This window comes from Achromobacter sp. UBA2119, assembly GCF_002331005.1.
GTDB lineage: Bacteria > Pseudomonadota > Gammaproteobacteria > Burkholderiales > Burkholderiaceae_B > Achromobacter > Achromobacter animicus.
On the sequence record NZ_DCYD01000019.1, the window covers coordinates 12141 to 37927 of the forward strand.

At 66.0% G+C, this 25787-nt stretch carries 27 protein-coding genes; 13 read left to right on the plus strand and 14 right to left on the minus strand.

Features of this window, described 5'->3' with window-relative positions:
• Nucleotides 1–170: 170 nt before the first annotated feature.
• Nucleotides 171–1079, plus strand: a complete 909-nt coding sequence (locus B3098_RS23540; RefSeq protein ID WP_175121415.1) for a LysR family transcriptional regulator — start codon at nucleotides 171–173, stop codon at nucleotides 1077–1079.
• On the opposite strand, the gene B3098_RS23545 is transcribed toward B3098_RS23540, so the two are convergent.
• Nucleotides 1080–2864, minus strand: a complete 1785-nt coding sequence (locus B3098_RS23545) for a chloride channel protein (RefSeq protein ID WP_286899337.1) — start codon at nucleotides 2862–2864, stop codon at nucleotides 1080–1082. It lies immediately after the preceding gene.
• Nucleotides 2865–2947: 83 nt separating this feature from the next.
• On the opposite strand from B3098_RS23545, the gene B3098_RS23550 reads away from it, so the two are divergent.
• The 5 genes from B3098_RS23550 (at nucleotide 2948) to B3098_RS23570 (ending at nucleotide 7395) form a co-directional block, all read left to right on the plus strand.
• The gene (locus tag B3098_RS23550; protein ID WP_279971050.1) at nucleotides 2948–3400 is read left to right on the plus strand and encodes a MarR family winged helix-turn-helix transcriptional regulator; all 453 of its coding nucleotides are present in this window, start codon (nucleotides 2948–2950) and stop codon (nucleotides 3398–3400) included.
• 119 nt (nucleotides 3401–3519) lie between these two features.
• A complete protein-coding gene (locus B3098_RS23555) occupies nucleotides 3520–4683 on the plus strand; it encodes an HPP family protein (protein ID WP_175121412.1) in 1164 nt (387 codons plus the stop codon).
• A gap of 56 nt (nucleotides 4684–4739) precedes the next feature.
• Nucleotides 4740–6179: a sensor histidine kinase gene (locus B3098_RS23560; RefSeq protein WP_286899338.1), complete on the plus strand. Its 1440-nt coding sequence runs from the start codon at nucleotides 4740–4742 to the stop codon at nucleotides 6177–6179.
• Nucleotides 6176–6790: a response regulator transcription factor gene (locus tag B3098_RS23565; protein WP_191577274.1), complete on the plus strand. Its 615-nt coding sequence runs from the start codon at nucleotides 6176–6178 to the stop codon at nucleotides 6788–6790. Before B3098_RS23560 ends, B3098_RS23565 begins: the two co-directional genes overlap by 4 nt.
• 116 nt (nucleotides 6791–6906) lie before the next feature.
• Complete coding sequence (locus tag B3098_RS23570) at nucleotides 6907–7395, plus strand: GlcG/HbpS family heme-binding protein (RefSeq protein WP_056566538.1); 489 nt, start codon at nucleotides 6907–6909, stop codon at nucleotides 7393–7395.
• 43 nt (nucleotides 7396–7438) lie between these two features.
• Here the strand turns inward: B3098_RS23570 and B3098_RS23575 are convergent, their stop codons facing one another.
• The 5 genes from B3098_RS23575 to B3098_RS23595 form a co-directional block, all read right to left on the minus strand.
• Nucleotides 7439–8407 (minus strand): hypothetical protein, encoded by a 969-nt coding sequence (locus B3098_RS23575; RefSeq protein ID WP_286899340.1) that lies wholly within the window; start codon nucleotides 8405–8407, stop codon nucleotides 7439–7441.
• Nucleotides 8379–8702 (minus strand): hypothetical protein, encoded by a 324-nt coding sequence (locus tag B3098_RS23580; protein ID WP_286899341.1) that lies wholly within the window; start codon nucleotides 8700–8702, stop codon nucleotides 8379–8381. The genes B3098_RS23575 and B3098_RS23580 overlap by 29 nt, the downstream gene beginning before the upstream one ends.
• A gap of 198 nt (nucleotides 8703–8900) precedes the next feature.
• Nucleotides 8901–9440 (minus strand): DsbA family protein, encoded by a 540-nt coding sequence (locus B3098_RS23585; RefSeq protein ID WP_286899342.1) that lies wholly within the window; start codon nucleotides 9438–9440, stop codon nucleotides 8901–8903.
• Nucleotides 9437–9940, minus strand: coding sequence for a redoxin domain-containing protein (locus tag B3098_RS23590; RefSeq protein WP_175136408.1), 504 nt, complete (start codon nucleotides 9938–9940; stop codon nucleotides 9437–9439). The genes B3098_RS23585 and B3098_RS23590 overlap by 4 nt, the downstream gene beginning before the upstream one ends.
• A 63-nt stretch (nucleotides 9941–10003) precedes the next feature.
• Nucleotides 10004–10522, minus strand: a complete 519-nt coding sequence (locus tag B3098_RS23595; protein WP_175183553.1) for a Dps family protein — start codon at nucleotides 10520–10522, stop codon at nucleotides 10004–10006.
• A gap of 326 nt (nucleotides 10523–10848) precedes the next feature.
• On the opposite strand from B3098_RS23595, the gene B3098_RS23600 reads away from it, so the two are divergent.
• The 4 genes from B3098_RS23600 (at nucleotide 10849) to B3098_RS23615 (ending at nucleotide 14854) form a co-directional block, all read left to right on the plus strand.
• Nucleotides 10849–12726 carry a PAS domain-containing sensor histidine kinase gene (locus tag B3098_RS23600; RefSeq protein ID WP_286899346.1) on the plus strand — a complete coding sequence of 626 codons (1878 nt, stop codon included), beginning with the start codon at nucleotides 10849–10851 and terminating at the stop codon, nucleotides 12724–12726.
• Nucleotides 12723–13373, plus strand: a complete 651-nt coding sequence (locus tag B3098_RS23605; protein WP_279971057.1) for a response regulator transcription factor — start codon at nucleotides 12723–12725, stop codon at nucleotides 13371–13373. Before B3098_RS23600 ends, B3098_RS23605 begins: the two co-directional genes overlap by 4 nt.
• Nucleotides 13374–13489: 116 nt before the next feature.
• Nucleotides 13490–13870 (plus strand): response regulator transcription factor, encoded by a 381-nt coding sequence (locus B3098_RS23610; protein WP_286899349.1) that lies wholly within the window; start codon nucleotides 13490–13492, stop codon nucleotides 13868–13870.
• A gap of 147 nt (nucleotides 13871–14017) precedes the next feature.
• Nucleotides 14018–14854, plus strand: a complete 837-nt coding sequence (locus B3098_RS23615) for an alpha/beta fold hydrolase (RefSeq protein WP_175121403.1) — start codon at nucleotides 14018–14020, stop codon at nucleotides 14852–14854.
• A gap of 69 nt (nucleotides 14855–14923) precedes the next feature.
• Here B3098_RS23615 and B3098_RS23620 read toward each other — a convergent pair whose 3' ends face one another.
• The 3 genes from B3098_RS23620 to B3098_RS23630 form a co-directional block, all read right to left on the minus strand.
• Nucleotides 14924–15853 carry a CysB family HTH-type transcriptional regulator gene (locus B3098_RS23620; protein ID WP_175136403.1) on the minus strand — a complete coding sequence of 310 codons (930 nt, stop codon included), beginning with the start codon at nucleotides 15851–15853 and terminating at the stop codon, nucleotides 14924–14926.
• A gap of 10 nt (nucleotides 15854–15863) precedes the next feature.
• Nucleotides 15864–16211 (minus strand): VOC family protein, encoded by a 348-nt coding sequence (locus B3098_RS23625; RefSeq protein ID WP_286899351.1) that lies wholly within the window; start codon nucleotides 16209–16211, stop codon nucleotides 15864–15866.
• Nucleotides 16212–16440: 229 nt separating this feature from the next.
• The gene (locus B3098_RS23630; protein ID WP_286899352.1) at nucleotides 16441–17274 is read right to left on the minus strand and encodes a DUF4189 domain-containing protein; all 834 of its coding nucleotides are present in this window, start codon (nucleotides 17272–17274) and stop codon (nucleotides 16441–16443) included.
• A 305-nt stretch (nucleotides 17275–17579) separates the two neighbouring features.
• Between B3098_RS23630 and B3098_RS23635 the strand changes: the two genes are divergently transcribed.
• Nucleotides 17580–18146, plus strand: coding sequence for a hypothetical protein (locus B3098_RS23635; protein ID WP_286899355.1), 567 nt, complete (start codon nucleotides 17580–17582; stop codon nucleotides 18144–18146).
• A 26-nt stretch (nucleotides 18147–18172) separates the two neighbouring features.
• Here the strand turns inward: B3098_RS23635 and B3098_RS23640 are convergent, their stop codons facing one another.
• The 5 genes from B3098_RS23640 to B3098_RS23660 all read right to left on the minus strand — a co-directional run bounded on the left by B3098_RS23640 (nucleotide 18173) and on the right by B3098_RS23660 (nucleotide 24984).
• Nucleotides 18173–21799: an autotransporter outer membrane beta-barrel domain-containing protein gene (locus B3098_RS23640; RefSeq protein ID WP_286899357.1), complete on the minus strand. Its 3627-nt coding sequence runs from the start codon at nucleotides 21797–21799 to the stop codon at nucleotides 18173–18175.
• A gap of 181 nt (nucleotides 21800–21980) precedes the next feature.
• The gene (locus B3098_RS23645) at nucleotides 21981–23630 is read right to left on the minus strand and encodes a PepSY-associated TM helix domain-containing protein (protein WP_286899358.1); all 1650 of its coding nucleotides are present in this window, start codon (nucleotides 23628–23630) and stop codon (nucleotides 21981–21983) included.
• Between the two features lie 17 nt (nucleotides 23631–23647).
• The gene (locus B3098_RS23650) at nucleotides 23648–23938 is read right to left on the minus strand and encodes a hypothetical protein (RefSeq protein WP_286899359.1); all 291 of its coding nucleotides are present in this window, start codon (nucleotides 23936–23938) and stop codon (nucleotides 23648–23650) included.
• A complete protein-coding gene (locus B3098_RS23655) occupies nucleotides 23925–24227 on the minus strand; it encodes a hypothetical protein (RefSeq protein WP_175183559.1) in 303 nt (100 codons plus the stop codon). Before B3098_RS23655 ends, B3098_RS23650 begins: the two co-directional genes overlap by 14 nt.
• Nucleotides 24228–24315: 88 nt before the next feature.
• Nucleotides 24316–24984: a TonB-dependent receptor domain-containing protein gene (locus B3098_RS23660; RefSeq protein WP_286899361.1), complete on the minus strand. Its 669-nt coding sequence runs from the start codon at nucleotides 24982–24984 to the stop codon at nucleotides 24316–24318.
• 104 nt (nucleotides 24985–25088) lie between these two features.
• On the opposite strand from B3098_RS23660, the gene B3098_RS23665 reads away from it, so the two are divergent.
• Nucleotides 25089–25259 (plus strand): hypothetical protein, encoded by a 171-nt coding sequence (locus B3098_RS23665; protein WP_286899362.1) that lies wholly within the window; start codon nucleotides 25089–25091, stop codon nucleotides 25257–25259.
• A gap of 80 nt (nucleotides 25260–25339) precedes the next feature.
• Nucleotides 25340–25480, plus strand: a complete 141-nt coding sequence (locus B3098_RS23670) for a hypothetical protein (protein WP_286899363.1) — start codon at nucleotides 25340–25342, stop codon at nucleotides 25478–25480.
• The last annotated feature ends 307 nt before the right edge of the window (nucleotides 25481–25787 follow it).

The window sequence follows — 25787 nt, forward strand, 5'->3', positions numbered from 1 at the left end:
TGGTTCGGCGTTGCCTGATTCGTTCAGGAATGGACCTTATCTTCGACCTGCGGGCGAGATAAGAAAAGTCGAATATCATGATCGTTTGGTTCAGGATTTCTGAACTGAGCCGATATCGGATTTGACCCTGAATCCGCAACCGAAGCCGACACCCAGCCCCGGAAACTCTCATGCGCGAAATCAGCCTGGACCGTCTGCGCACCCTGGTCGCCATTGCCGACCTCGGCTCGTTCGCCGACGCCGCGCGCGCCCTGCATCTGGCGCCGCCCACGGTCAGCCTGCACGTATCGGACCTCGAATCCCGCGTCGGCGCCCCGCTCCTCACCCGGAAACGCGGCCAGGTCCGGCCGACGTCAATCGGAGAAACCTTGCTGGAACGTGCGCGCCGCTTGCTCGCGGAGGCAGACCAGGCGCTGGATGACGTGCAGCGGCAAGTGCAAGGGCTGGCGGGCCGCGTGCGGCTTGGGGCGTCAACCGGGGCCATCGCCCACCTGCTGCCGCAGGCGCTGGAAACATTGGGACGCGATCACCCCGGCATCGACGTGCAAGTCGCGGTGCTGACGTCGCAGGAAACCTTGTTGCGGTTGGCCGAAGGCACGCTGGATGTGGGACTGGTCGCGTTGCCCCAGCCGCCCATCGACGGTCTGGTGCTGCGTCCGTGGCGCCGCGACCCGGTGATGGCCTTTCTACCTGCGGCCTGGAAAGCGCCAGCGCGCCTCACGCCCGCGTGGCTGGCCGAACGGCCGCTGATTCTGAATGACGCCAGCACGCGACTGTCGCGCCTGACCGGAGAATGGTTCGCGGCCGCTGGACTCAACCCTCGCGCGCGCATTCAGTTGAACTACAACGACGCCATCAAGAGTTTGGTGGCTGCAGGTTATGGCGCGACGCTACTGCCGCATGAGGCCACCGCGCCGCAACCCGATCCCCGCGTCATCATGCGGCCGGTGCGGCCCGCGTTGTGGCGTCCACTGGGCATCGCGCATCGTGCCGGGCAAGTGGAAGCCGCCACGCAACACGTGCTGGACGTGCTGTGGGAACTGCGCGCGTCGGGCGGCAAAGGCGCTGCGGCGACTTAGTCAAACTGGCTTCTGTGCCCGGCGAAAGAACGCCGCCCGCTGGCTTTCCTCGCGCAACCGCCGCGCGCGGGACCGGAACAGATCCTTTCGTCCAACGATGCCCAGGAGGCGGCCGCTATCGCGATCAAGGATAGGCACGCGCCCCGCCCCGGACAACGCCATCCGGTCGGCGATCTGACTGGCCAATTCATCGGCGTGCCCATACACCAGTTCGCGCCCATCGAGCGCCTGCGCCAGCGTCCGTTCGTCCGGCGCACCTTGCAGCGCCCAAGCCAGGGTGTCGGCACGCGTCACTTCGCCCACCACGACGCCCTGCCCGTCCACCACCGGATAACTCGTATGCACCGGCTGCGCGGTCGTGAAATGCGCGACGGCCTGCGCCACCGTCATCGTGTCGGGCAACGTCTGCACCGGCGTGGTCATGACGTCGGCCACGCGCAGCAGATCGAACGGATCCACGCGGTATTCGCGGCTGATATGGTGGCCGCGACGCGCGATCTTCTCGGTCAGAATCGACCGCTTGAGCAACAGCACCGTCACGCCATACGCAAACACGCAGGCTGCCAGCACCGGCAGCAGCGCGTGCATGTTGCCGGTCAGTTCGACAGCAAACAGCGTGGCGGTCAGCGGCGCGCGCATCGTGCCGCCCATCATCGCCGCCATGCCCACCAGCGCCCAAAAGCCGGGATCTGCCTGCGGCAGCACGGGCGACGCCAGCGCACCGATCGCGCCGCCGAAGATAAGCAGCGGCGCCAGTACGCCGCCGGACGTGCCCGAGCCCAGCGCGATCGACCAGATGGCGACCTTGACCACCAGCAGCACCAGCACGGCCTGAAAAGCCAGATCGCCCGCGAGCATGTGCCGGATGTTGTCATAGCCCACACCAAGCGCGGCGGGCTCGATCAACCCGCCAATGCCGATCGCCAGCCCGCCGATGGCCGGCCACCACATCCAATGGATCGGCAGCTTCTCGAACAGGTCTTCGGCTGCGTACACCAACGAGGTCAGCACGCCTGACCCCAAGCCCGCCAACACACCCACGGCGGCGCAGGCCACCAGGTGCCACGGCGTGAAGGCCTGCGCGCCGGCATACGAAAAGATCGGGCCGGGCTCCATGATGAAGGCGCGCGTTGCGGCCGCCACCAGCGCCGCCACGGCCACGGGCAGGAAGCTGCGGGGCTTCCATTCGAAGAGCAGCAGCTCGACCGCCAGCAGCACGGCGGCGAGCGGCGTGCCGAAGATCGCGGTCATGCCGGCGGCCGCACCCGCAACAAGCAGCGTCTTGCGTTCGCCGTCGTCCAGGTGAATGGTCTGCGCGAGCAGTGAGCCGATCGCGCCGCCGGTCATGATGATCGGCCCTTCGGCGCCAAACGGGCCGCCGGTGCCGATGGACACCGCCGACGACACGGGTTTAAGGACCGCCACCTTCGGCTGGATGCGGCTCTTGCCGATCAGGATGGCTTCCATGGCTTCGGGGATGCCGTGACCACGGATCTTCTCGGAACCGTAGCGCGCCATCAGGCCGATGATGAGGCAGCCGATGACCGGAATGAACACGGAACCGAGTCCGAGCCGCCCCGTCGTGATGGGCAGGTCGGCAAACGAAAACAGGCCGTGATAGGCCAGATTGGTGCACAGTGCGATGAGGCGAAGAAGGAGCCAGGCGGCGGCGACGCTGGCCAGTCCGACCGGTATGGCAAGGCTCATCAAAAGGACGACGCGACGGTCGGTGGTGAAGTCGCCAAGCCGCAGTCCGGGCTTGGCGGAAGAGGAAATGGGGGGCATGGTCAAGGAAGGGTTGGAAGTATTCGCACGGAGTTTGCGAAAAGTCATATATATCGTAGCACGACATATATTAGAATCGCCGGGTGAACGCCTCCCCGACACCCACTCGCTTGTCTCCCGCCGACTACGAACTGCTCGCGGATTTCCGCTATGCGCTGCGAAAATTCGCGGCGTTCAGCGAAAGCGCGGCCGCGGGCCTGGACCTGATGCCGCAGCAGCATCAGGCGCTTCTCGCCATCAAGGGCACGCGCAAGACCGCGCCCGGACGGCGCGGACTGTATGTCGGCGAAATCGCCGACCGTCTGCTGATACGACCGCACACCGCCGCCGAACTGGTAGGCCGTCTGGCGCGGCTGGATCTCGTCAGCCGCGAAGCCGACCCCGAAGACGGACGCCGCGTCGAGGTCGTGCTGACTGCCAAGGCCGAGCGCATGCTCGAAGATCTGTCCGCCTCTCACCTGGAAGAACTGCACGCCATGCGCCCGCTTTTGACGCGGCTGCTGACACGCATGGGCGCCGAGACCGGCGAGGACTGATCCACCGGTTTTTCACCCTCGACTGCGTCTGCGCGGCATAAGCTCATGCCGCCCGGAAATAAGCGGCGTGATAAATTGTCGCCCCGCGACATATCAATGCGTCGCGAGGAGAGATTGTCTTGGGTGTTGCATTCAAGCGCTGGCTGGGGTCGTTCGCGCCAGCGCCCGTGGGCGTCAACGGACGCGAGAAACTTTACGGCGCGGTAGGCGCCCTGCTCGGCCTGTTCTGCACCGAGTGGGTGGGACGTCACGCGTTGGGCGCCGACAATCCGTGGTTCATCGCCCCAATGGGCGCGTCGGCCGTGCTGCTGTTTGCAGCACCTGCCAGCCCGCTTGCCCAGCCCTGGTCGCTGATGGCCGGAAACCTGGTGTCTGCCCTGATTGGCGTCTTCTGCGCCCAATTCATTCCTGTCCCAGGTATCGCCGCGGCCGTGGCCGTGGCGCTTGCCATTGGCGCCATGTTTTCGCTGCGCTGCCTGCACCCGCCCAGCGGCGCCGTCGCGCTGACCGCCGTGCTGGGGGGACCCGCGGTCGCCAAGCTGGGCTACGCCTTCGCCCTGTGGCCCGTTGCGCTGAACTCCGTCATCCTGCTGTGCATTGCCGTGGTCTTCAACGGCGCGCTGAAACGCAACTATCCCCGCCGCCACGCGGAACCGGCTGCCGGCCACAACACGCGCGATCCGATTCCCAGTGCACGATTGGGCTTTTCGCGAACCGACCTGGACGAAGCGCTGAGCCAGCGCGGCGAGCTGCTGGACATCAGCAAGGAAGACCTGGAAGAGATCGTGCTGGCTGCGGAGTTGCGCGCCAGCGTCCGCCGTTTTGGCGACGTGCGTTGCGCCGACATCATGTCGCGCGATGTGGTGACCGTGATGGAAAAGGATCCGCTGGACTACGCGGTCCGCCTCTTCGACAAGCACCGCGTGCAGGCCCTGCCCGTGCTGGATTCAGCGGGCCGCTACGCCGGCATGATCGCTCAGGGCGATGTGCTGGCGAGAAAGAGCCGACTGACCCCGGTCCCCACGGATGCCGAATCGGCGCCCGACCTGCTGGTGGCCGACTGCATGCGCAGCGAAGTGCCATTCGCCACACCCGGTTTGCCCGTGATCGAGCTGGCCCGTCCGATGTCGGACAGCCTGCATTGCGTGCCGGTGCTGGACGAATCGCGCCATCTGCAGGGCCTGGTGACGCAATCGGACCTGGTGGCCGCGTTGTATCAGATCGCGGTGTCCGCGAACTCGCAGCCCGCGGGCGGCGCCGGCCCGCACAAGCTGGCCGCCTGACCCTCCGTAGCCCTACGGATTCCGGTGCGCATTTGCCGCAAGGCATAATTGCCGGCGTGAATCCCCTATCGCGCACGCGCGCCTTCATCTGCTGGCTGGTCCTGTTCTTTCTGGGCGCAATCTGGATCGCGCGGCAGGAGTACGTGGACCAGTATGAGCGCTTCTTCCAGAGCACCAGCATCGCCCAGCGCATGCTGAGCCAGAAGACGGTGCAGCATGAAGCCGTCCTGGCTACGCTGGCCGCGTTGTCGCATCCGCCCGCTCCCGAACGTCTCTTCCCCAGCCTGCAGCCCGCCATGCCGCAGTTGCTGGGGCTTGGCCATCTGCCGGGCGGCGTCTGGGCGGGCAGCCTGCCCGCGCCGGCTGGCCTGCAACAAGCAGTCGAGCGCGCGCGGCAACTGGGCCGCCCCGTGACGATTGCCGTGGACGACGCGCGCTACTGGCTGGTGTCCCCTTCCGGGTGGAGCCTGCTGATCGACGCGCGGCAGCTCGTGCCGGCCGCCGACTTCCCTCCGGGCCTGGGCAACCTGACCCTGACGGTGGATCGCACCCCGCTACCGCTGCTGGACAAGCAACCCAACGAGGCGCTGCCCGGCTGGACGCTGGCGCTACAAAAGCCGCTGGGCGCGGCCAGCCAGCCGTTTCAGATGCATAGCACCCGCACGTTGACGCCCGGATTCTGGCCGTGGACCGCCTGGCTGGCCTGGGCCGTGGCCAGCAGCTTGCTGGTGGCCGGCGCCGCCGCCTGGCATCGCTCGCGCGCAGAAGCGCGCCGGCAGCAGGAACAGGTGCGTCTGGCGGCCATGGCGCGCCTGAGCACGCTGGGCGAAATGGCCGCCGGCATCGCGCACGAGCTCAACCAGCCGCTGACCGCCATCCTGGCGCAAACCTGCGCCGCCGCACGCCTGCTGGATGACGGGGACGAGCGCCCGGTCGTGCGCCACGCGCTGCTTGCCAGTGCCGAACAAGCCAAGCGCGCCGCCGACATCATCAGCCGCATGCGCGCGCTGGTGCAGCCCAGTTCGCCCGCGCGGCGCGAAGCCATCGACCCCGACGCGCTGGTGGCCTCGCTGCGGTTTCTGCGCGAGCCGGAGCTTGCAAGGCAGGGCATCCGCCTGACCTGGACCAACGCCAGTCCCGGCGCGCGGCCGCTTGGCGATCGCGTGGCCCTTGAACAGATCCTGCACAACCTGGTGCAGAACGCGGCGGATGCGCTGGACGGCGCCTCGGGTACGCGCCAGATCGCATTGGAAGGCCGCGCAGCCGACGGCAGCTATCAATTCAGCGTCAGCGACACCGGCCCGGGCATTGCCGCGGACGCGATGCCGCGCCTTTTCGCACCGTTCTTCACGACCCGCGATCAGGGCATGGGCCTGGGCTTGGCGCTGTGCGATACGCTGGCCGGTTCGATGGACGGCCGCATCGCCGCGCGCAACCTCAGCCCCGCTGGCGCCTGTTTTACCGTCAGCCTGCCGCAGGCCGGAGCCGCCGCATGAATTCCAACGATCATTCCCCGCTGGTCTACCTGGTGGACGACGACGACGCAGTCCGCGACGGACTTGGGCTGCTGCTGCGCAGCGTCGGCCTGCGCAGCGCAGGCTTTGCGGACCCGATGGCGTTTCTTGGCGCGCTAGCGCAGCCGGTGATCGGCTGCGTGGTGCTGGACATCCGCATGCCCGGCATCAGCGGACTGGACGTGCTTGCGCAGCTTGCTGAACGGTCCGACCTGCCCGTGGTCATGCTGACCGGCCATGCCAACGTAGACCTGTGCCGCCGCGCGTTCAAGGGCGGCGCCATGGAGTTCCTGCAAAAGCCGGTCGACGACGACGTCTTCCTCGATGCGGTCCAGGCGGCCGTGCGCACGCACATCGCCAGCCGAGAACGCCTCGCCGTCACGCAGGCGGCGGCGGACCGCCTGGCACGGCTGTCGGGACGCGAGCACGAGGTGCTGGAGCGCATCGTGCGCGGCATGAGCAACAAGGAGATTGCGCGCGAGTTCGATCTGTCGCCGCGCACGGTCGAAACCTATCGCGCCAACGTCTTCGCCAAGCTGGAAGCCGAGTCGCTGGCGCAACTGATCCGCCAGTACGCGACGCTGCTCGATTGAAGCGCCGCCTCCGTAACGCTACGGAGGCGCGCGCGTAGTCGGGCGTATACCGCGCCCGCGGCCTTTTGGCCACACTGTCTGCTCCTACCGCAACACCCCCGAAAAGGATGCAGACCATGAAGAAACTGTCGCTTGCCGCCCTGCTCTCCACGCTGGCTTTCGCCGGCGCCGCCAACGCTGCCGTGCTGAGCGAAAACAACCTGTCGATGGCCGACGCGCAGAAGCTGGCGACCGCCACCGTCGCCGCCTGCCAGGCCAAGGGCTACAACGTCAGCGCCTCGGTCGTGGACCGCGCCGGCCTGCTCAAGGCCTTTGCCCGCGCCGACAATGCCGGCCCGCACACCATTGAAGCCAGCCGCGCCAAAGCCTTCACCGCGGTCTCGGCCAAGACGCCCACGCTGACCATGATGGAAAACGCGCAGAAGAACCCTGGCGCGGCCAACCTGACCGACATTCCGGGCTTCCTGCTGCTGGGCGGCGGCGTGCCGGTCAAGGCCGGCAACAGCGTGATCGGCGCCATCGGCGTGGCCGGCGCACCGGGCGGCAACCTGGACGCGCAATGCGCCGACGCGGTGCTGGAAGAGAACGCCGCGCTGTTCAAGTAAGCACCGGCACGGCTGCGGGCGATCTTGCGACCCCGCAGCCCGTTCAGTCCTGCCGTTCCCGCGCCACCGCGCGCGACAGTGCCAGATGCTTGTTCAGCAGCATCGCATCCGCCGCTGCAGGGTCGCGGCGCTGCAGGCGCTCGCTCTCCGAAGGTTCCAGCTCCGCGGCACGCACCAGCGACAGCAGGTCGCGCGTGCGGGTTTCAATCACGGGGGTCAAGGTGTCTTCGATCAGCTCGCCCTTCACGTACGACTGCACCCGCGTCGACAGATTGCGGGTATGCGTGAAAGTGGCTTCGGCCAGCGCGCCCAGCTCGTACTGGATGCCGGTCTGGCTGGTGACCTCGTCATTGATCTGGATGAACTTGTAGTTCTGCGAGTCCTTGTCTTTGGACAGATCAAGCGTCTGCTGCGGTGTCAGTGCCAAATGGTAGCTGGCGGTCAGATTGGCGCGCTGTTCCTGCTTGACGCCCAGGTCGAACAAGGGCCGGCCGCTCGTGCTGCTGTTTTGCGAGACCTGATAGGTGAACTGGTCGACTTCGCTGGTCTTGTACGGATTGCTCGCGTCCATGGTCTGCGAGATCGAGGCCGAGAAGTCCGCCACGCCCGACAGCAGGCTTCGGTACGTGTAGCCGGCCGCCACGATGCGCGGCGACTGGCTGGACGGGGCGGCGCCGGCTTCGTAGCTCTGGTGCAGTTCGGCGAATGCGTCCTTGAACACCGCCATCAGGGCCTCGTTGCCCTTGCCGCGGCTGCGGGCCGCGTCGAACTGCTGCAGATAATCGCTGACGGCCGCAGCGCGCTGCTGCGCATTGCCAAAGAGCGCGGTCTTGCTTACGTCGACGTCGACCTTCACCACGCCATCGGCGTTCTTGATGGTCAGCGACCGCTGCTTGCTGTCCGCGGAAAAATCGATGGATTGCGAGACGACGCCATCCGTCGTGGTAGTGGCCTGCAGCGATACCGACGACAGCACCGCGGAATCAAACTTGGCCAGGCTGGACCACGCCATGCGCGGCGGCACCGACGCCAGGCCATCCACCGCGTCCTGAAATGCCTTGGATAGCGGTCTGGAACCGATCTAGCAGCGCAGAAGCCACGCCTTCCAGACGCCCCGCTAGCGTGCGCGCGGAAATCGTGTCGGCGATGACGGAGGACACCTTGTCCGCCGCGTCGCGCTCCCAGACCACGCCCGCGGCCGCCGGCTGCGAGGTGTAGGTCAGCGCGGGGGACGTGCCTTGGCCAAGCGTGACCGTCGTCGATGCAGGCACGGCCGCGATATCGGCCTTGTCGCCCACACGGGTCACGCCAGTGGCGGGCGGCGCCAGACGATCGTGGTCACGGGGCCGATGGAGGCAACGGATGTCATGGCGTCTCTTCCTCTGGAAAGCCGGAGGCAAGTTTGCCACCCGGCCGGGGTTCCTTTGAGAAATGTAACGGCAGCAAAACGCCAGGCTCAAGTCCCAGGGCAACGCGGCGACCGAACGATGCCGGTCCCTACCCCTTCACGCATGGACCGGGGCGGTACGCGCCGCCTGGGTCAGCGCGTCAATCAGGCTGTCCGCATCACGCGGGCCGTCGTACCGCACGCCATTGATGAAAAGCGTGGGCGTACCGTTCACGCCGCTGCGCACGCCACCGCTGAAGTCCACTTCAATCTTGGAATCGAATGCCCCGCCAAAGGCGCGATGCAGCACCTGCGGCGACAAGCCGATCTCCTCGCCATAGGCGAACAGATCGCTCTCCTTCAACGCGTTCTGGCGCTCATAAAGCATGTCGTGCGCCTGCCAGAACTTGCCCGCCTGCGCGGCCGCCTCGGCAAATTCCGCCGCCGCGACCGCGTCCGGATGCAATTCCGAAATGGGAAAGTTGCGAAAGACGAAGCGTAGCCGGTCGCCCAGCGCACGCTGCACCGCCTTCAACACGGGATAGGCCTCGCCGCAATACGGACATTCGTAATCGCCATACTCCACCAGCGTCACAGGCGCGCTGTCTGGCCCTTCGGCGTGGTCTTGCGCATTCACGGGAATGAGAAGGCGGCTCATGATTGAACTCCTTGCAAAGCGGGGGCAAGCTTGTCCAGCGCGTCCAGGATGCCGTCAGCGCCCGGGTTGATGCCCAGCGGCGACACATAGCTCCACCGGATGACGCCCTCGGCGTCGATGACGAACAGCGCACGATCAGCGATGCCCTCCTGTTCGCGATAGACGCCGTAGCGCCGGGCAACCTCGCCCTTGGGCTCGAAATCGGCCAGCAGCGGGAAATGCAGCTTGCGGTCCGCGGCGAACGCGGCGTGGCACCAGACCCCGTCCACCGAAATGCCGACCAACTGCGCGCCGGCCTTGTGGAATTCAGGAAGGATCTGGTTGTACAGCGCCATCTGGTCGCCACAGACGGGGCTCCAATCCGCGGGATAGAACGCCAGGATCAGCGGCCGGCCGCGCAATTCTTCCAGCGCAACCGTCTGGTCCGGCGTGGCCGGCAAGGCGAAGGACGGAGCGGTCGTGCCGGCAGGCAGGACGGCCGCGGGATAGTCGTATGACATGAAACGTCTCCTGGACGCGCCGCACGCGGCGCCAAGGTCAGGACTGCATGTGGCCGGGTCGGATCAGCGTGCGGCGCGGGTCGATTCGTAGAGGAACCAGGTGCGGCGCTCGGCCTCGTCGATCCAGTTTTCGATCAGGCTGGTCGAAGCGACGTCGTTGTGTTCCTCGCACACGGCGTGCGTGGCGCGCAGGAAGCCCGTCAGACGGCGGTTGTCGTCGGCCAGCTCGGCCAGCATGTCTTCGGGCGTCACGTAGTCGGCGTCGTTGTCGGCCAGGCGCTGCAGGCGCTGGATGTGGCCGATCGAACGCAGCGTCGTGCCGCCTACCTTACGGGCGCGTTCCGCAATGACATCCGTCGTGGCGTAGATCTCGTCGCCCTGCTCATCCAGCATCAGGTGGTAGTCGCGAAAGTGCGGACCCGACATGTGCCAGTGAAAGTTCTTGGTCTTCAGATACAGCGCGAACATGTCGGCCAGCAGGCCCGTGAGGGCGGCGGCGATATCGACCCTGGCCTCGGCGCCCAGGTCGGTGGGGGTGCGCAGGGGAGCGGTCATGCGGCTTTGAAGCGAAAGATCGTTCATGGAATTTCTCCGGGTTGGCTTCAGGGGTTGGCTTCACGAATCGGGTATCGATTCCCGATGGAAACCAGAATAGCCACGGCGCCCCGCCAGCAAAATCGGCTCATCGTTTTCTCGGGTCATACCAAGGTTTACCCAGGAAATACGCGTGTCTTCTTCCAAAGATGGCGGATAATGTGCGGGTCTCATTGCGTGCCCCCGGTTTCCTGCCCGACGCGCGCGCCCTTACCCAGAGGTGGATCTTGCTCACGTCGACACTCGGCCGCGCACCTGGCCAGCCGCCGCAGCAGTCGCGTCCCGGCGCCCCGGAGACCGCGGGCCCGCATCGCATGCAATTTCTGTTTCGCGCGGCCGCCCTGCTGCTGGCGCTGGTCATTGCCGTGGTGGACACGTTCACCGACTTCGACGGCGCCGTGGCCGTGCTCTATGTCGTGGTGGTGCTGCTTGCGGCGCGCACATTCCGGCGCCTGGACATCATCGTGGCGGGCACTGGCGGCATCGTGCTCACCATCGCGGCCTATCTGAATTCCCACGGTCTGAACCATGTGGGTTCGCCCACGGCCCGGGCGCTGGTCAGCCTGGCCGCCATCGGCATTGCGGCACTGCTGGCGCTTCAGAACCAGAGCGCCACCCGCAGGCTCGCCGCGCAGGCGCGCCTGCTCAATCTGTCGCACGACATGATCTTCGTGCGCGACCACCAAGGCGTGATCAACTTCTGGAACCGCACCGCCGAAGACGCCTATGGCTGGCCCGCCAGCATGGCGCTGGGCCGCGTTGCCGATGACCTGCTGCATACCCGCTACCCCGACCGCCGCGAGGCCATTGAGGCCGAACTTCTGTCTACCGGCCGCTGGGACGGTACGTTGGAACAGAAAACCCAGGCCGGCGCCACGCTGGTGCTGGAAAGCCGCTGGGTGCTTCAACGGGATCATCAGGGCCGGGTCACCGGCGTCATGGAAACGCATCGCGACGTCACCGACCGCAAGGCCGCCTACACCGCGCTGGTCAGCAGCGAAAGACGCTACCGCCGCATGTTCGACGCCAGCCGCATCGGTGTCATCCAGGAAGACTGGCGCGCCGTGCGCACCGAGCTGACCGCCCTGGGTCTGATGGATGGCCCCGCCCTCACCGCCCACCTCGCCCAGCATCCAGAATTCATTGGCCAGATGCGCAAGCTGACCGACGTGGATGACATGAATCGCGCGTTCCTGGCCATGGTGGGCCGGCCGGCCGCCCCAAGCGCGCCCTACTCCGTCGACGACATCCTGTGCGAAGACGACCGCATGTTTGCGCGGTCCCTGACGGCGTTTGCCCAGGGCGACGCCTTCCACGAAGGCGAGACCGAGGTGGTGCACGCGGACGGCTCGCGGGTGCCGGTGCTGTTCACCATCACCTTCCCGCCGGCCGACGACGTGGACGGTTCCGTGCTGGTCTTTGTCGTGGACATCACCGAGCGCAGGCAGGCGCAGGACGCGCTGCTGCTGGCGCAGACCGAACTCGCGCACGCGGCGCGTGTCGCCACGCTGGGCGAACTGACGGCGTCGATCGCGCACGAAGTCAACCAGCCCTTGATGGCGGTCGTCACCAGCGGCGACGCGGGCATGCGCTGGCTGCGCCGTCCCCAGCCCGATCTGCATGAGGTCGAGCTGGCAATGGAACGCATCATTTCCGAAGGCCGGCGCGCCAGCGAGATCGTCAAACGCATTCGCGCGTTCCTCAGCAAGGCGCCGGTGCAACAGGCCCCGCTGGATATCGGCGCCGTCATCGACGAAGCCACCCGCCTGGTCGCGCACGAACTCACGCGCGAGCGCGTGGCGCTGCAGGTGGACATCGAGCCGGGCCTGCCGCTCATCATGGGCGACCGGATCCAGCTTCAGCAGGTGCTGGTCAACCTGATGGTCAACGCCAGCCAGGCCATGTCCGGCCAGACGCAGGCCCGCCAGTTGTCCGTCAGCGCCCGGCGCCACGACGACGGTCTGGTCGCCGTTTCCGTGGGCGATACCGGTCCGGGCATCGCGTCGGACGACCTGGAACGCCTGTTCGATCCCTTCTTCACCACCAAACCGCAAGGCATGGGCATGGGCCTGCCGATCTGCCGCACCACGGCGCAAGCCCATGGCGGCAGCCTTACCGTCGAAAACAAGCCTGGCGCGGGTGCGGCCTTCACGCTGACGCTCGCCACCACGCAGGGGAACCCTTCCACATGAACCACCTCTCCGCCACCGGGGCCGCGCCCGCCGCTCCGCAATCCCAGGTGATCGTCGTTGACGACGAGGCCAGCGTGCGCGCCTCGCTGGACAGCCTGTTCCGCTCGATCGGCCTGCGCACCACCCTGTGCGCGTCGCCCGCCGAACTGCTGCAGACTCAGATTCCCGACGCGCCCGGCTGCATCGTGCTGGACGTGCGGCTGCCGGGCATCAGCGGCCTGGACTTCCAGGACCAGCTCATCCGCCAAGGCATCGACCTGCCAATCGTGTTCATCACCGGCCACGGCGACATTCCCATGACCGTGCGCGCCATGAAGGCCGGCGCGGTCGACTTCCTGTCCAAGCCATTCCGCGAACAGGACATGCTGGATGCGGTTTCGGCCGCCATCGAGCGCGACACCCAGCGGCGCTCCCGCGATGCAGCCATGGACGGCCTGCGCGCCCGCTACGAGACCCTGACCCCGCGCGAGCGGGAGGTCATGGCGCACGTGGTGTCGGGCTTGATGAACAAGCAAGTGGCGGGCTTGATCGGCCTGAGCGAGATCACCGTCAAGATCCACCGCGGCCACGTCATGCGCAAGATGGGGGTCCGATCGCTCGCCGATCTGGTCCGCCATGCCGAGGCGCTGGGCGTTTCCGCGTCCTGACCCGGGGATGGGACAAACCTCTGTATGATTTTCGCGGCAGGCGCAAAGGTTCATAACGGAATATGCCGGGCATCGGATGCGCATCGTGATCCGACCGGCCCGAAGGATTTTCTTACATGAACCACACACCCACTATCGCGGTTGTCGACGACGACGAGGGGGTCAGGATCGCGCTGTGCAGCCTGCTTCGCTCGCTTGGTTACGAGGTGCGCGCCTATGGCTCGGGCCCCGAGTTCCTGAACGACCCGCGAGGCAGCGACCCGGACTGCATGATCACCGATGTCCAGATGTCGCCCATGACGGGCGATCAGCTGCAGGCCGAGCTCATCGCGTCGGGGCGCCGCTTTCCCCTGATCTTCATGACGGCCTTCCCCACCGAGGCGGCGCGGCAACGGCTGCTGGCGTTGGGCGCCTGTGCCTACCTGGACAAGCCGGTGGACGGCGAAGCCATGGCGCAGTGCGTGGCCGACGCGCTGCAAGGCGCGCAGCCCGAGTAAAGGCGGGAGGTGGCAGATTGGACACATCCGCCGCCAAACCCCGCCTATACCTTTGTATGACGCGTCAAGCCCAGCGTAGGATTTCCCGGTGACGCATAAGGCCCTAGTCTATCCCTGCGGTCCAACTACCCCCCCGGAGAACCAGACATGAGCACGATCACTACCCCCGACGGCGTTGAAATCTTCTACAAGGACTGGGGCCCGAAGACGGCCCAGCCCATCATGTTCCACCACGGCTGGCCGCTGTCCAGCGATGACTGGGACGCCCAGATGCTGTTCTTCCTCGCCCAGGGCTATCGCGTCATTGCGCACGACCGCCGTGGCCACGGACGCTCGACCCAGGTCAGCGACGGCCACGACATGGACCACTACGCCGCGGATGCCGCCGCCGTGGTTCAACATCTGGACCTGCGCAACGCCGTGCACATCGGCCACTCGACGGGCGGCGGCGAAGTCGCCCGCTACGTCGCCCGCCATGGCGAGCCGCAGGGCCGCGTCGCCAAGGCCGTGCTGGTCAGCGCCGTCCCGCCGCTGATGGTCAAGACTGAATCCAACCCGGGCGGCACGCCCATCGAAGTCTTCGACGGCTTCCGCAAGGCGCTGGCCGACAACCGCGCGCAGTTCTTCCTGGACGTGGCCGCGGGCCCGTTCTACGGCTTCAACCGCGACGGCGCCAAGGTCTCGCAGGGCGTGATCAACAACTGGTGGCGCCAGGGCATGATCGGCGGCGCCAAGGCGCACTACGAAGGCATCAAGGCCTTCTCCGAGACCGACCAGACCGAAGACCTGAAGGCCATCAGCGTGCCGACGCTGGTGATGCATGGCGACGACGACCAGATCGTGCCGATCGACGACGCCTCGCGCCTGTCGGTCAAGCTGCTCAAGAACGGCACGCTGAAGGTTTATCCGGGCTTTCCGCACGGCATGCTGACGACCCACGCGGACGTGATCAACGCCGACCTGCTGGCATTCATCAAGAGCTGATCCGGTAGTTGCGATATGAAAAAGGAAGGCACTGCGCCTTCCTTTTTTTTCGCCCCGATGACGGCGGCGTCAGCCGTCGCCCTTCAGCTCTCGCTCCACCACTTCCCGTGTCAGCGTGGGCACGAACATCTCCACAAAATGGAAGGCATAGCCGCGCAGCCATGCGCCGCGCCGGATCGCCAGCCGCGTCAGGTTGATCTCGAACAGATGCCGTGCATCGATGGCGCACAGCCGGCTGTCGCGTTCGGCGTCCCAGGCCACCGCGGCCACGATGCCGACGCCCAATTCCAGTTCCACGTATGTCTTGATCACATCCGCATCCATCGCGGTCATGACGATGTCGGGCGTGATGCCGGCGCGTGCAAAGGCTTCGTCGATATGCGCGCGGCCCGTATAGCCGCGTCCATACGTGATGATGGGATAGCGCGATAGCTGCGACAGCGTGACGCCGTCGTGCTGGCGCGCCAGCGGATGACCTCGCGGCACGATGACGCTGTGACTCCACCGGTAGCACGGCAGGTTCACCAGGCCTGGGTAGTCCGCCACGGCTTCGGTCGCCACGCCGATGTCGGCCTCGCCTTCGAGCAGCATCTCCGAGACCTGCCTGGGCGAGCCCTGGTGCAGATGCAGCACGACCTCGGGGTAGCGCTGGCGAAATTCCTTGATGACCGGCGGCAAGGCATAGCGCGCCTGCGAGTGCGTGGCCGCGATCGACAGCACGCCTGTCCGGCTGTCCGCATACTCCGCGCCCGCATGGCGGATGTTGTCTGCCGCCTGCAGGATCTGCTCCACCAGCGGCAAGATCAATTCGCCGGGCGGCGTAAGACCGATCAAACGTTTGCCCGAACGCACGAAGATGTCGACGCCCACCTCTTCTTCCAGTTCGCGGATCTGCCGGCTGACGCCAGGCTGGGAGGTGTGCAGGCTTTCTGAAACGTCGGTCAGGTTGAAGTCGCGGCGCACGGCTTCGCGCACGGATCGCAATTGCTGAAAGTTCATCGAGCGCGCCTCAGTCCAGGATGGCCAGCTGATTGCCGGAAGGATCCTTCACGTACATGACACGCGGCAGCGCATCCGGCAGCGAGCACACGGGATGATGACCCGCCAGGCGCAGGCGCGACAGGATGTCGTCGTAGGCGCTGGCCTTGATGCCCAGGTAGTCGGGTTTGACCGCGCGGCTCACTTCGTCCACCGGCGACAGCGACAACGTGGCGTCGCCCAAGGCGAATCGCAGGCGGTCGCCGTCGCCCGGCATCTCTTCCAAACCGATGATCCGACGGTAGAAGTCACGGACGGCCTGATGCCGTTGCGACAAGAATGGAAGCTGTACCGATTCGATCGAAAGTCGCGATGACATGCCCTGCCGCCTGCTATGGAACAGGGCTGATTCTAGGCCGCGCAAGTACAACCAGACAAAGAGGTTGTAATTGCTTGGACATTGCCAGAAGCCCTAAAGACGCCGGCTTATTTGCATATATGCGCCGATGGCTTGCGCGCTTTGGCGGTCCCCGCCGCGCGGCGGCTTCAACAAAACAAACGGGCCCGCAGGCCCGTTTGTTTTGATGCGGCATTGTGCTGCGCCAACATCAGTTCGGCTTTTCGCCTTCGCCGGCATAGCCGTCGATATACGGGCGGCCCGAGCAACGCACCATCGCCACGCAGGCCGGGCTGCCGGTCTTGGCGGTGCAGGCGGCGCGCGACTCATCGCGGGCCGTCTTCGGATCGGGATTGAGCGCGGTGAAGTTGGTGCCGCGGCCCTTGGCGCCCTTGGGCCATGCAAGACCGACGCAGCTGTCGGTGTATGTCAGCACCTTGCGGCAGCCCTTGCAGTCTTCCCAATCCAGCAGCTTGGACAGCGCATCGTTCTCGTTGGGATAACCGTCGGCATAAAGAAGTCCGCCTTCTTCGTTTTCGGCGATGGCGCCCCAGTATTCGCGCTGGTTCAGCTTGGCCGACAGCCGCTCCAGATCGGCGGGCGTGGCCTTAACGGGGGCCTGCATGTCGGCGGCGCTGTAACCCGGGCCCACGCACAGCGGCATGGTGGTCAGGCGGCATTTGCCGTCCGGACTGCCCGCGGTGCAACGCCGGATCGCCTTCTTGGCGGCCATCTCGGGCGACACGCTGTTGCCCGGGAACAGATCCTGGACGGAGTTGCGCGCGTACACCATGCAGCTGTCGGAGAACCAGCTCAAGACCTTGCATTCCTTGCCGCCGGCCTTGCGGCACTCGGCCAGCGCGGCGGCTTCGGCCGCCTTGCCGTCGGTTTCGGGCAGCACCCAGAAAATCCGGGAATGCTTGCCGTCCGTGGCGATGCCGCCGTAGAGCTTTTCGGCGGCGTGCGCCGTGGGCGATGCCAGCCCCGCCACCAGGGCCAGGGCCGCGAACGCGGCGCGGATCAGGAATTGAAAGCGAGCGGGCATGATCGTCGTGAAATCCAGTGGATTGGGCGGGGACGATCTTAGCGCAGCGTTCCCGGGGTCCGTCCCTCTATGGCGTTGCGCAACCGGCAGTATTAGGTAACAAATTTCACACTTCGGATTGCGAACTCCGGCCCCTTTTTTCGGTAAAAATGGCGCACTTTCCAGCGCGGGCCATCCTTGTCTCGGCCGCGCGAATTGCCGTAGCGTGCGCCAGCGATCAATGGCCCCGTCACGAACAGAAACAATCGGCGCCGTGTCCTCGCCTACCGAGGGACCTGCCACCCCGCAAGCCTGGACCACACACCATGAAGCCGACACCGCATTCCAACCGACACCGCAGTTCCTTCCTTCTGTTGACCGGCCTGCTCCTCACGCTGGGTCTGGCCGGCTGCGCGCCGATGCCCACCGGCGGCAGCTCCACGATGCCGTCGCTGAGCCAAGTGTTCAAATCGGGCCTGTCGTTTTCGCCCAGCGTGAACGTGGCAAAGAACATGGAAGGCCGCTCCATCGACGACGCCATTGCGGCGCTGGGCGAGCCGTCCAGGATCCGGCCAGTCGGCAACACGACGGAACTGGAATGGTCGGACTACCAGTCCGCCCCCTACACCGAGTGGGTGGTGGACAGCACCAGCCAGCAGGTCGTGGGCATGATCCCCGCCACCAACACCACGGCGGCCACGCCGGTATTCCAGAACAGCCTCACCGGCCACTACGCCAACCGCACGCGTGTGTATGAGTGCAAGGTGCTGATGCGCATGCAAAACAGCGTCATCACCGACACCAGCGTCGATGGCAATGTGTGCCCGGAATTCATCAGCGCCCTGCGCAAGTGGGCGGGCGAGGCCGAGGCGAAGAATTACGTCGTCAAGTAATTAGGGCGTGTGTTGACCCGCCTTCGCTAGAAAATGATTTTGATCCCGGCGTTGAGGTTGTAGTTGCTGGACTTGCGGCTGCCGATGCCCTGCTCGGTGCCGGCTTGAACATTCAGGAAAGTATTTCCGCCCAGGAGGCTGTCGTATCCCACCGTCAGACCCGCTCGCGGACCCGCAAGTTTGTTCTTGAAGGTGATGTCGCCCTGCGTGGCTGTGACATAGCGGCTTGACGAGTGGCCTGCGGTGGTCAGGAGGTTGACCGTCGCCCAAGCCGTACTGGCCTTGGCGGAATCGCCATCCCATGTCTTGGACAGGCGCAGGCCCAGTCGGCCCGTCAAGCTGTTCACGCCGGGAAACTCCACCGCGCTTGCGTCGTCCTGACCGCCCGAGAACTTGATCCGCTGATAGATCACCTGCGCCTGGGGCTCAAGCCGGAGGTTGCTGGCGTCGTCGCCGATGGCGAATGATTTTCCGGCCTCCGCGGAGATCAAGCCGCCCCACCCCGTGGTGGTCAACTGACCTGCGCCCGCCGCCGAGTTCGCCTTGACGTCGTAGCGGCTGACCTGCGTGACCAGGTCCAGATAGCTGCCCTTTCCATCCAGCAGCGTGTAGTAGCCGCCCAGACTATAAGCCGACTGCTCGCTACGCCCCGCGTCGACGGTTTCGTTGCTGAGGTCCAGATAATGGTCCACGTCGGTCTTCATGGTGCTGGCTGACGCAAAGACCCCCGCACTGCGCCGCGACAAGCCTTGGAAGCTTACATAGACGTCGGTTCCAAGCTGGACGCCCGCCAGCCTGGAGCGCGTCGCGACGTCTTGCGCGGCCAGTCCGGCGCTGCTGCCGTGATTACGCCCCAAGTCCGCCAGGCTGCGTGCCCACACGATGGGGTAAACCTTGCGGGCCAGGCTTTCCGTGGCCCCCATCCGGTCATTCAGCGTGCCGACGGTCAGTTCTCCGTGGCGCGCGGCCTGATTGCCCAGTTGGGAATACAGGGAAACCTCGGGCCGCGCTTCGCTGCGCACATACCAATTATGCGGAGCAACCTGTACGCCATTGACAACATTTGATCCGTGTTGCAACCGGTAGAGAAAAGCCCCTCTGCGGTTTGCCCCTGGCGTTTCCTCCCGTTGCACGAACGCGTTGTCGGTCGGGCCATTTGCCTGGACAACCATCACGCCGTCGCCGGTAAGCGCGTCCCCAACGGAGGATTCATCCATTTGCAGAACCAGATGTGTCGTTCCGACGGCGCCGCCGTTGAGCCGAATGAGATCGGTGAATCCGGTTTCCGTCGACTGCACATGCAGTTGGACGATACCGTCCTGGCCGTTCAGGTTGTCGGCGACCAGCACGCTGCCGCCGGATAGGCCATTGGCCGTGCCGGGCGGCATGAAGTTGATGCGGCCGGCAAGGTTGATCTCGCCAGCGAAGCTAATTATGGTCCCGTGACTGGTGGTCGCGTATACGGGGTTGTATGCGGGATTGTCCGGCCCGGTGAACATGTTCCAGCGGCTGGAGGCATCCACGTTCAATGTGTCCGGCACATGCATCCAGCCGTTCAACTCTGCATTGCGCAAGGTCAGCGTGTGTTGCGGCGGGAGCTTTGCCATGACGCCCGCCGCGCTTGACATCGAGCCCAGCGTCGTACCGTCAATGGCCAGTTCTCCCTGGTTCAGCAGTGTCAAGCCGGTGTAAGTCAGCGGCCCCGTCAGCGTCGTCAGGCCCGGGCCCGCTTTCACCACGTTCCCTGTGCCGGCGATCGCATTGCCGAACACGAAGTCATCCGCGCGGTTGAACGCCAGTGTGCCGTGGTTGATGAAGGCGCCGCTTCCGATGGCGCCGCTGGTGCCGCCCGCGCCGAGTTGCAACGTGCCGGCGTCAATCAGCGTGACGCCGTGGAAGTTTCCGTCTTCTGCGATGACCAGGGATCCGCCGCCCGTCTTGGCAAACTGGCTGCCGTCTCCGGTCAGCACCCCGTGCAGCACCGACTGCTGTCCGTCGCCGACGCCGATCGCGCCCGTGCTATTGACGACCACATCATGGTGGAGGGCCGCATTGTCCTGGAGTTGCAGCGTTCCGCCGTCCAGCGTCACGGCATCGAGGGTGCTGCCAAGACTGTCGCCGCTGGCGATGGCCAATGTGCCGCCCTTGATGCGCCAGGGCGTGCGTGCCTGCGTGGGCGCATTGGCCAACTGCCAGGTGCCTTCAGAGGTTTTCTCGAAAGCGGAGAAGCCCTGGTAGACGTCATTGGTGGCGCCAACGCCCCCCGAGGCGCCCAGCTTCGAGACGTCGAAGGCCATTGACGCGCCCGTGATGGGGTCGACGCCCGCCGCGCCGTCGAGCACGAGCGTGTTGTTGGTGGATCGGGTGGCATCCACCGTGCCTCGGATATCGCTGCCGCCTTGCAACCGCAGCACCGAATTGTGGGCCGTGTCGGCGTACAGGATTGCCACCGATTGCGCCGACCCCGTGCCCGGGACAATGCGGCCGGCGTTCGTGATCACGGTGTCGGCGCCCACGACGTGTATGCCATATCCGCCCAATGACGTGCCACCAGCGCCTGACCCATCGGGTCCGCCTTCGGCGCCACCGCCTCTGCCTCCCAAGCCGCCGGGTGCACCGCCGCCCCCGCCTCCGGCGCCGGTCCGTTCGAACCACGTGCTCCTGCCGTCCGTGCCATTCAGGTTGGTGGACGCGCCGGGCTGCCCGCCGGCCGCGCCGTTGACTGGAAGCTTGCCGCCGCCGGCCCCGGCCGCCCCCCCGCAACCGCTGTCGGCGCCGGTGCCGCTTCCGCAACCAAAGGGATTGACGCTGCCCCCAGCACCGCCGCCGCCGCCGCCAAAGGAATTGGCGCCCGCCGTGCCATCCAGCCCTGGCTGACCGCCGTTGCCGCCGTCGCCTGGCGGCATCGGCACTATTGGTCCTAATGGTGGTTGTTCTTGCCAGGGAATATCGCCGCCACCGCCGCCGCCGCCGCCCGCGCCGCCCACGCCATCGCCACCTCGCCCCCCGGCGGAAGAGCCCGCGTTGAACGCGCTGCCGCCACCGCCGCCGCCTCCGCCACCGGCCCCCCCTTGCAGCAGGTCGCGGTTGGTCAGCACGGCGCCTTCCGCCGCCAGCACGACGCCGTGCCCGCCCTGGCCGCCATTGCCCCCCGCTCCGCCGTATCCGCTCACCAAGCCCCCGCCCCCACCGCCGCCCCCGCCCCCGCCGCCCGCGCCGCCAATCACGCGTTCCGCGTTGACGAAAGGCGTGGTGTCCGTGATCACGACTGCCGCGTGCCCGTCGCCGCCATCGCCGCCACGCATGCCGGATGTGCCACCCAAGCCGGCGACACCGCTTTCGCCGATAATGTCCGCCAGCGCCGAAACCGGCGCCAGCAACGCCACGCTCGCGATGAAACACGTTGCACGGCGGTGTCTGAAAGCACCTGAACCGGCGTTCCCGCGATCAACGAATATGGATTTTTTTGTTTTTGCGTGACCGGTTTCCTTTGAAACCGCATGCACGCCGCTTTCCACAGAATCGCACCCGCAACGCATGTTCCCCCCCTGCTTGGTTGGCTGATAAATCCGCGTCGTCATCACGCCCAGCGAGTGGGCTGGGAGCGGCGCAGCCAATTTCAATTGGTCGCGCTCGACGCAGGACGTTTGCATTAGGGGTCAATGCTAGAAAATCCTTCCGAATAAACATTGAGCACAAATACTCTGACTGAATCAGATCTGTCTTTTATTCATGTTTTGACGAGATTTTGATTGCCGGGCACAGAGACGAATAATCTGCAATAGCGCGCGGTTTTTTGTGCCTGTTTGAGGCGCCGGGCGGCCGGTTCGGCGCTCAAGCGTGCGTTTCAGCCGTGGTGTCCGCACCGGGGCGCGAGCGCCGGAGCGCCCAAGCGCTGTCTGCTTCGCCGTGCGCCAGCCGTCGCTGCGTGACTCGCGCCATCCATGCGAACCCGAGCGCCATGGCCAGCGTAGTCGCGTCCACGCCCAACGTTGCTGCCGACGAGTGCGCCCACAAGCCGGTTGACGGCGCCACCACGCCCAACAGTGAAGTCAACGGAATTGCCAATGTGAACGCGGCCGCCAGCCATAGCAGATGCACCGCCGCCGCTGCACCGCCTCGCACGAACGACCAGACAATGGCCGCGAAGAATGCCGCGTAGTACACCGCTTTGAGCCACATGTCCAAGTCGGCGACGTGCCCATGCAAACCCTTGGCGGCGACCATCATGAGCGAAATGCCGCACACGCTGCCCAGGCACACGCCCACTGTCGCAGACGCCATCAACCGCGTGTCAAGCCGCTGCACCGGCACCGCGCCGGTTCGCCGGTCCGCGCGCTTGCGGCGGGACTCGATCCAGAGCAGGTTGCCGCTGTAGAACAGCCACGCGCCCGCCAGCCCCAGCAGGAAATACAACCACTGCACCGCCGCGCCGCCGAAGGACGCCATGTGCAATGCAAAGAAACTGCTGACCCACAGGTTGGCCGCATCCTGGCGACCCGGCAGGTAGTCGGTGTTGAGCACCTTGCCGCTGTACGGGTCCATCGCCACGAAGCCGCCGCGGGCGCGGGGCGACACCGCGGCCGGGTCCTTGCCCCAGATGCGGACGATGGCGCGTGGCGCGGTCACCTGCGTGTACTGCAGCGCAATGGGCTCGAACGATGGCGACAGCCTGCGCGCATGCTGCAGCAACTCTTGCGGCGTCAGCATGGCGGACGGATCGCGCGGCGCGGCGTCGGGCGTAGCGCCACCACCGCGCTGGAACACCGATTCCAGCTTGCCGCCGTACATCAGCCGGTCCTGAATGTCGTAGATGCCATCGTGAAACGCGAACACGACCGAGCTGAGCGCCATCACGATATGGAAAGGCAGCGAGATGATGCCCACCACGTTGTGGGCGTCCAGCCACATGCGTTTGCGGTTCTTGCCCACCCGCAGCGCGAAGAAGTCCTTGACCAGCGAAGGAAGCAGGACGATGACGCCGGACACCAGCGCAATCGCATACAGCGACGCGACGACGCCCATGAACCAGCGGTTGGGGTCGCTGTCCGCCGGCAAACCGACCACGCGATGCAGCACGTCGATGAAATTGCCCAGCCCGCTGGGCTTGGCCTCGCCGATCTGCACGGCCCCGGCCGCGTCCAGGCGGGCGACATAATGCCGCACGGATGATTCGTCATGGTCGTCGGCCTGCGGGTCGCGCACTTCCCATGCCATGCGTGCAGGCACGTTCTCGGTGGGCTGCAGATGAATGGTGAAGCCCTGGGCCACGTCGGGCCGCGCTGCCAGCGTCTTGGCGATCAGCTCGGGCGCGGTTTCAAGCGGCGCCATCGCCACGTCCGGCCGCGGCGAGGCCCAGCGCGCGATAGGTTCCTTGAAGAGGGTCAGCGCGCCCGCGTAGAACGCAATGAACAGCGCCATGCCGGTCAGAATGCCCGTCCAGGTATGGACCGATTTGTAGATGCGGATGTAGTCGGCTCGCATGATGGCGATCCCCCTGCTTATAACGCGCCGGCCGCGTACAGCCCGCCGTACAGCGCCAGGCAGATCCCGCCCAGCCAGCACCAGGCGCGCAAACCGCTGCCGGAGAAGTAGACGGTGGACGCGATGCCCAGCCACACGGGCGGCACCAGCCACATGGCAAGCTGCGAGCGCGTCGCAAGCGGTACGGCGGACGTCAAGGCGGCCAGCAGCGCGCTGGCGCCCAGGGCGATCGCAAACCCCAACAACGTGCCGGCCAGGGTCTTTGAGACCCAGTCACGGCGGATGGGCGCGGGCTTAGCGGGCGTCATCGCGCACTCCCCCGGGCATGCCTCTGCCGTACATCCGACGCAATACGCCCAGATGCGGAATCAGGCAGAAGAACAGCATCAGCGCCGTACAGAATACGAACACCGCGGTGACCACGGTGAATCCGTACAAGCATCCCCAGCCGCCCAACGCCAGCAGCGCGATGCCTGCCGTGCGGGCGGGCGCGGCGGGCCACGGAGCGCTTGCCCACTGCTGGTTGGGCGATGCGCGATAGATGCAGAAGCAGCCGATGCACACGGCAATCAGGCTGGCAAGGATGAGGACTGGCATGGTCACCCCGGAATGAATGATGTCTGGGTCCGCCGCACGCCCCGATCGCCGGAACGGAGGGCGCGGCGGACGCCATGCAGGCCGCCTGTCAGAAGGTGATGGCGGCGGACGCCATGACGCTGCGGGCGGGCCCCAACGTCGCAATGGGCGTGGTGTCGCTGAAGATGCCCGCGTAGTAATACTTGTTGAACACGTTGTTGACGTTCAGGCGCAGCACCACGTCGCGGCCATTGACCTTCGTCGCATAGCGCGCGCCCAGGTCGACCTGGCCCCAGCCGGGGATCTCGATGTTGTTGGCCGAATCCGCGTACTGGCGCGACGTCGCCTGGACGCGTCCGGTCAGCGTCAGGCCAGGCACCCACGGCGTATCCCATTCCACCCCGGTGTTGACCTGCCATCGCGGCGCGCCGACGGCAGTATTGCCGTTGTAGCGGCCATATGAAGTCTTGACCTGCGTGCCCAGTGTGTACGTGACGCCACCCAGCACGCGCACGCCCTGCGCGATCTCGCCAAACGTATTCCACTCGACGCCCCGCACGCGCTTTTCGCCACCGTCCGCATAGGTGGGCTGGGCGGTGGAGCCTTCGGTCACGAGCATCGGCTTGTCGATCTCGAAGAGCGCCAGCGTGTTGGTGAAGGTGCCGGCGTTCCACTTCACACCCAGCTCCTTCTGCTTGGTCTTGTAGGGGGCAAAGACTTCGCCAAAGTTGGTTGCGGTGGTGTCGGTGACGCTGTCGCCCTTGCTCAGGCCTTCCACGTAGTTCGCGTAGAACGACAGATCGGGCCCCCAACGGCTTGACGACGACGGCCACGGCTGGCGTCACGGCGTCTTCGTCGTAGCGCGCCGTGGTCTTGCCGGTCTTGTCGAAGTTGCTGGTCTTCACGCGCTGGTTGCGCACGCCACCGGTCACGCGCAGCTTGTCGTCCAGGAACGACATGGTGTCGACCAGCGCCAGGCTGGTCAGCGTGTTCTCGCTGGTTTTGGGCGGGCTGCCCGGCAGTGCCGGCATGACCGGCGTGATGGGGTTGTAGATGTTGGAGCGGAACACCGATGCCGGACCGGTGGCCGATCCGTCCTCGAGCTTGAGGTAGGACGCCTGCAGCACGAGTTCATGGCCCACGCTCCCCGTCTTGAAGCGCGTGCGCAAGCCGCCCTCGGCGGTAGTGGCGTCGGTGTAGGCGCGCTGGCCTACGATCTGTCCGGTGAAATCGCCGTTGGGTTGGATCTGCCGGGCATGCGTGCCGTTGATTAGGCCGGACTGGTCGCTGTCACGCCGGCCCACGCCCGCGAACGCCGAAACGTGCTCATTGAAGCGGTACTCGGCCTGACCCATGACGGCGTTGCTCTGGATGCTGCCGTAGGCGGTGCTGAACTGGTTGATGCGAGGATCGGGCGCCACCGGCACCACCGGGCTCGCAAACCAGAACATGGCCGGCGTGCCGCCCGTGAATGATTCCTGGCTGTGATAGGCGTCGATGGACGCCGTCAGCGCGCTGCCGCGGTAATCCAGGCCAGCCGACAGGAATTCGCGCTTTCTGGACTGGCCGTCCAGCGTGGTG

Bases quoted from the DNA above. Each gene is read 5' to 3' on its own strand.
- B3098_RS23640 (WP_286899357.1), bottom strand. From the start codon at position 21,799: ATGCAAACGTCCTGCGTCGAGCGCGACCAATTGAAATTGGCTGCGCCG.
- B3098_RS23585 (WP_286899342.1), bottom strand. From the start codon at position 9,440: ATGAGCCGCCTTCTCATTCCCGTGAATGCGCAAGACCACGCCGAAGGG.
- B3098_RS23670 (WP_286899363.1), top strand. From the start codon at position 25,340: ATGGCCCACGCTCCCCGTCTTGAAGCGCGTGCGCAAGCCGCCCTCGGC.
- B3098_RS23565 (WP_191577274.1), top strand. From the start codon at position 6,176: ATGAATTCCAACGATCATTCCCCGCTGGTCTACCTGGTGGACGACGAC.
- B3098_RS23540 (WP_175121415.1), top strand. From the start codon at position 171: ATGCGCGAAATCAGCCTGGACCGTCTGCGCACCCTGGTCGCCATTGCC.
- B3098_RS23635 (WP_286899355.1), top strand. From the start codon at position 17,580: ATGAAGCCGACACCGCATTCCAACCGACACCGCAGTTCCTTCCTTCTG.
- B3098_RS23630 (WP_286899352.1), bottom strand. From the start codon at position 17,274: ATGCCCGCTCGCTTTCAATTCCTGATCCGCGCCGCGTTCGCGGCCCTG.
- B3098_RS23625 (WP_286899351.1), bottom strand. From the start codon at position 16,211: ATGTCATCGCGACTTTCGATCGAATCGGTACAGCTTCCATTCTTGTCG.
- B3098_RS23620 (WP_175136403.1), bottom strand. From the start codon at position 15,853: ATGAACTTTCAGCAATTGCGATCCGTGCGCGAAGCCGTGCGCCGCGAC.
- B3098_RS23615 (WP_175121403.1), top strand. From the start codon at position 14,018: ATGAGCACGATCACTACCCCCGACGGCGTTGAAATCTTCTACAAGGAC.
- B3098_RS23610 (WP_286899349.1), top strand. From the start codon at position 13,490: ATGAACCACACACCCACTATCGCGGTTGTCGACGACGACGAGGGGGTC.
- B3098_RS23575 (WP_286899340.1), bottom strand. From the start codon at position 8,407: ATGGCGTGGTCCAGCCTGGCCAAGTTTGATTCCGCGGTGCTGTCGTCG.
- B3098_RS23645 (WP_286899358.1), bottom strand. From the start codon at position 23,630: ATGCGAGCCGACTACATCCGCATCTACAAATCGGTCCATACCTGGACG.
- B3098_RS23600 (WP_286899346.1), top strand. From the start codon at position 10,849: ATGCAATTTCTGTTTCGCGCGGCCGCCCTGCTGCTGGCGCTGGTCATT.
- B3098_RS23570 (WP_056566538.1), top strand. From the start codon at position 6,907: ATGAAGAAACTGTCGCTTGCCGCCCTGCTCTCCACGCTGGCTTTCGCC.
- B3098_RS23545 (WP_286899337.1), bottom strand. From the start codon at position 2,864: ATGCCCCCCATTTCCTCTTCCGCCAAGCCCGGACTGCGGCTTGGCGAC.
- B3098_RS23590 (WP_175136408.1), bottom strand. From the start codon at position 9,940: ATGTCATACGACTATCCCGCGGCCGTCCTGCCTGCCGGCACGACCGCT.
- B3098_RS23605 (WP_279971057.1), top strand. From the start codon at position 12,723: ATGAACCACCTCTCCGCCACCGGGGCCGCGCCCGCCGCTCCGCAATCC.
- B3098_RS23595 (WP_175183553.1), bottom strand. From the start codon at position 10,522: ATGAACGATCTTTCGCTTCAAAGCCGCATGACCGCTCCCCTGCGCACC.
- B3098_RS23655 (WP_175183559.1), bottom strand. From the start codon at position 24,227: ATGCCAGTCCTCATCCTTGCCAGCCTGATTGCCGTGTGCATCGGCTGC.
- B3098_RS23650 (WP_286899359.1), bottom strand. From the start codon at position 23,938: ATGACGCCCGCTAAGCCCGCGCCCATCCGCCGTGACTGGGTCTCAAAG.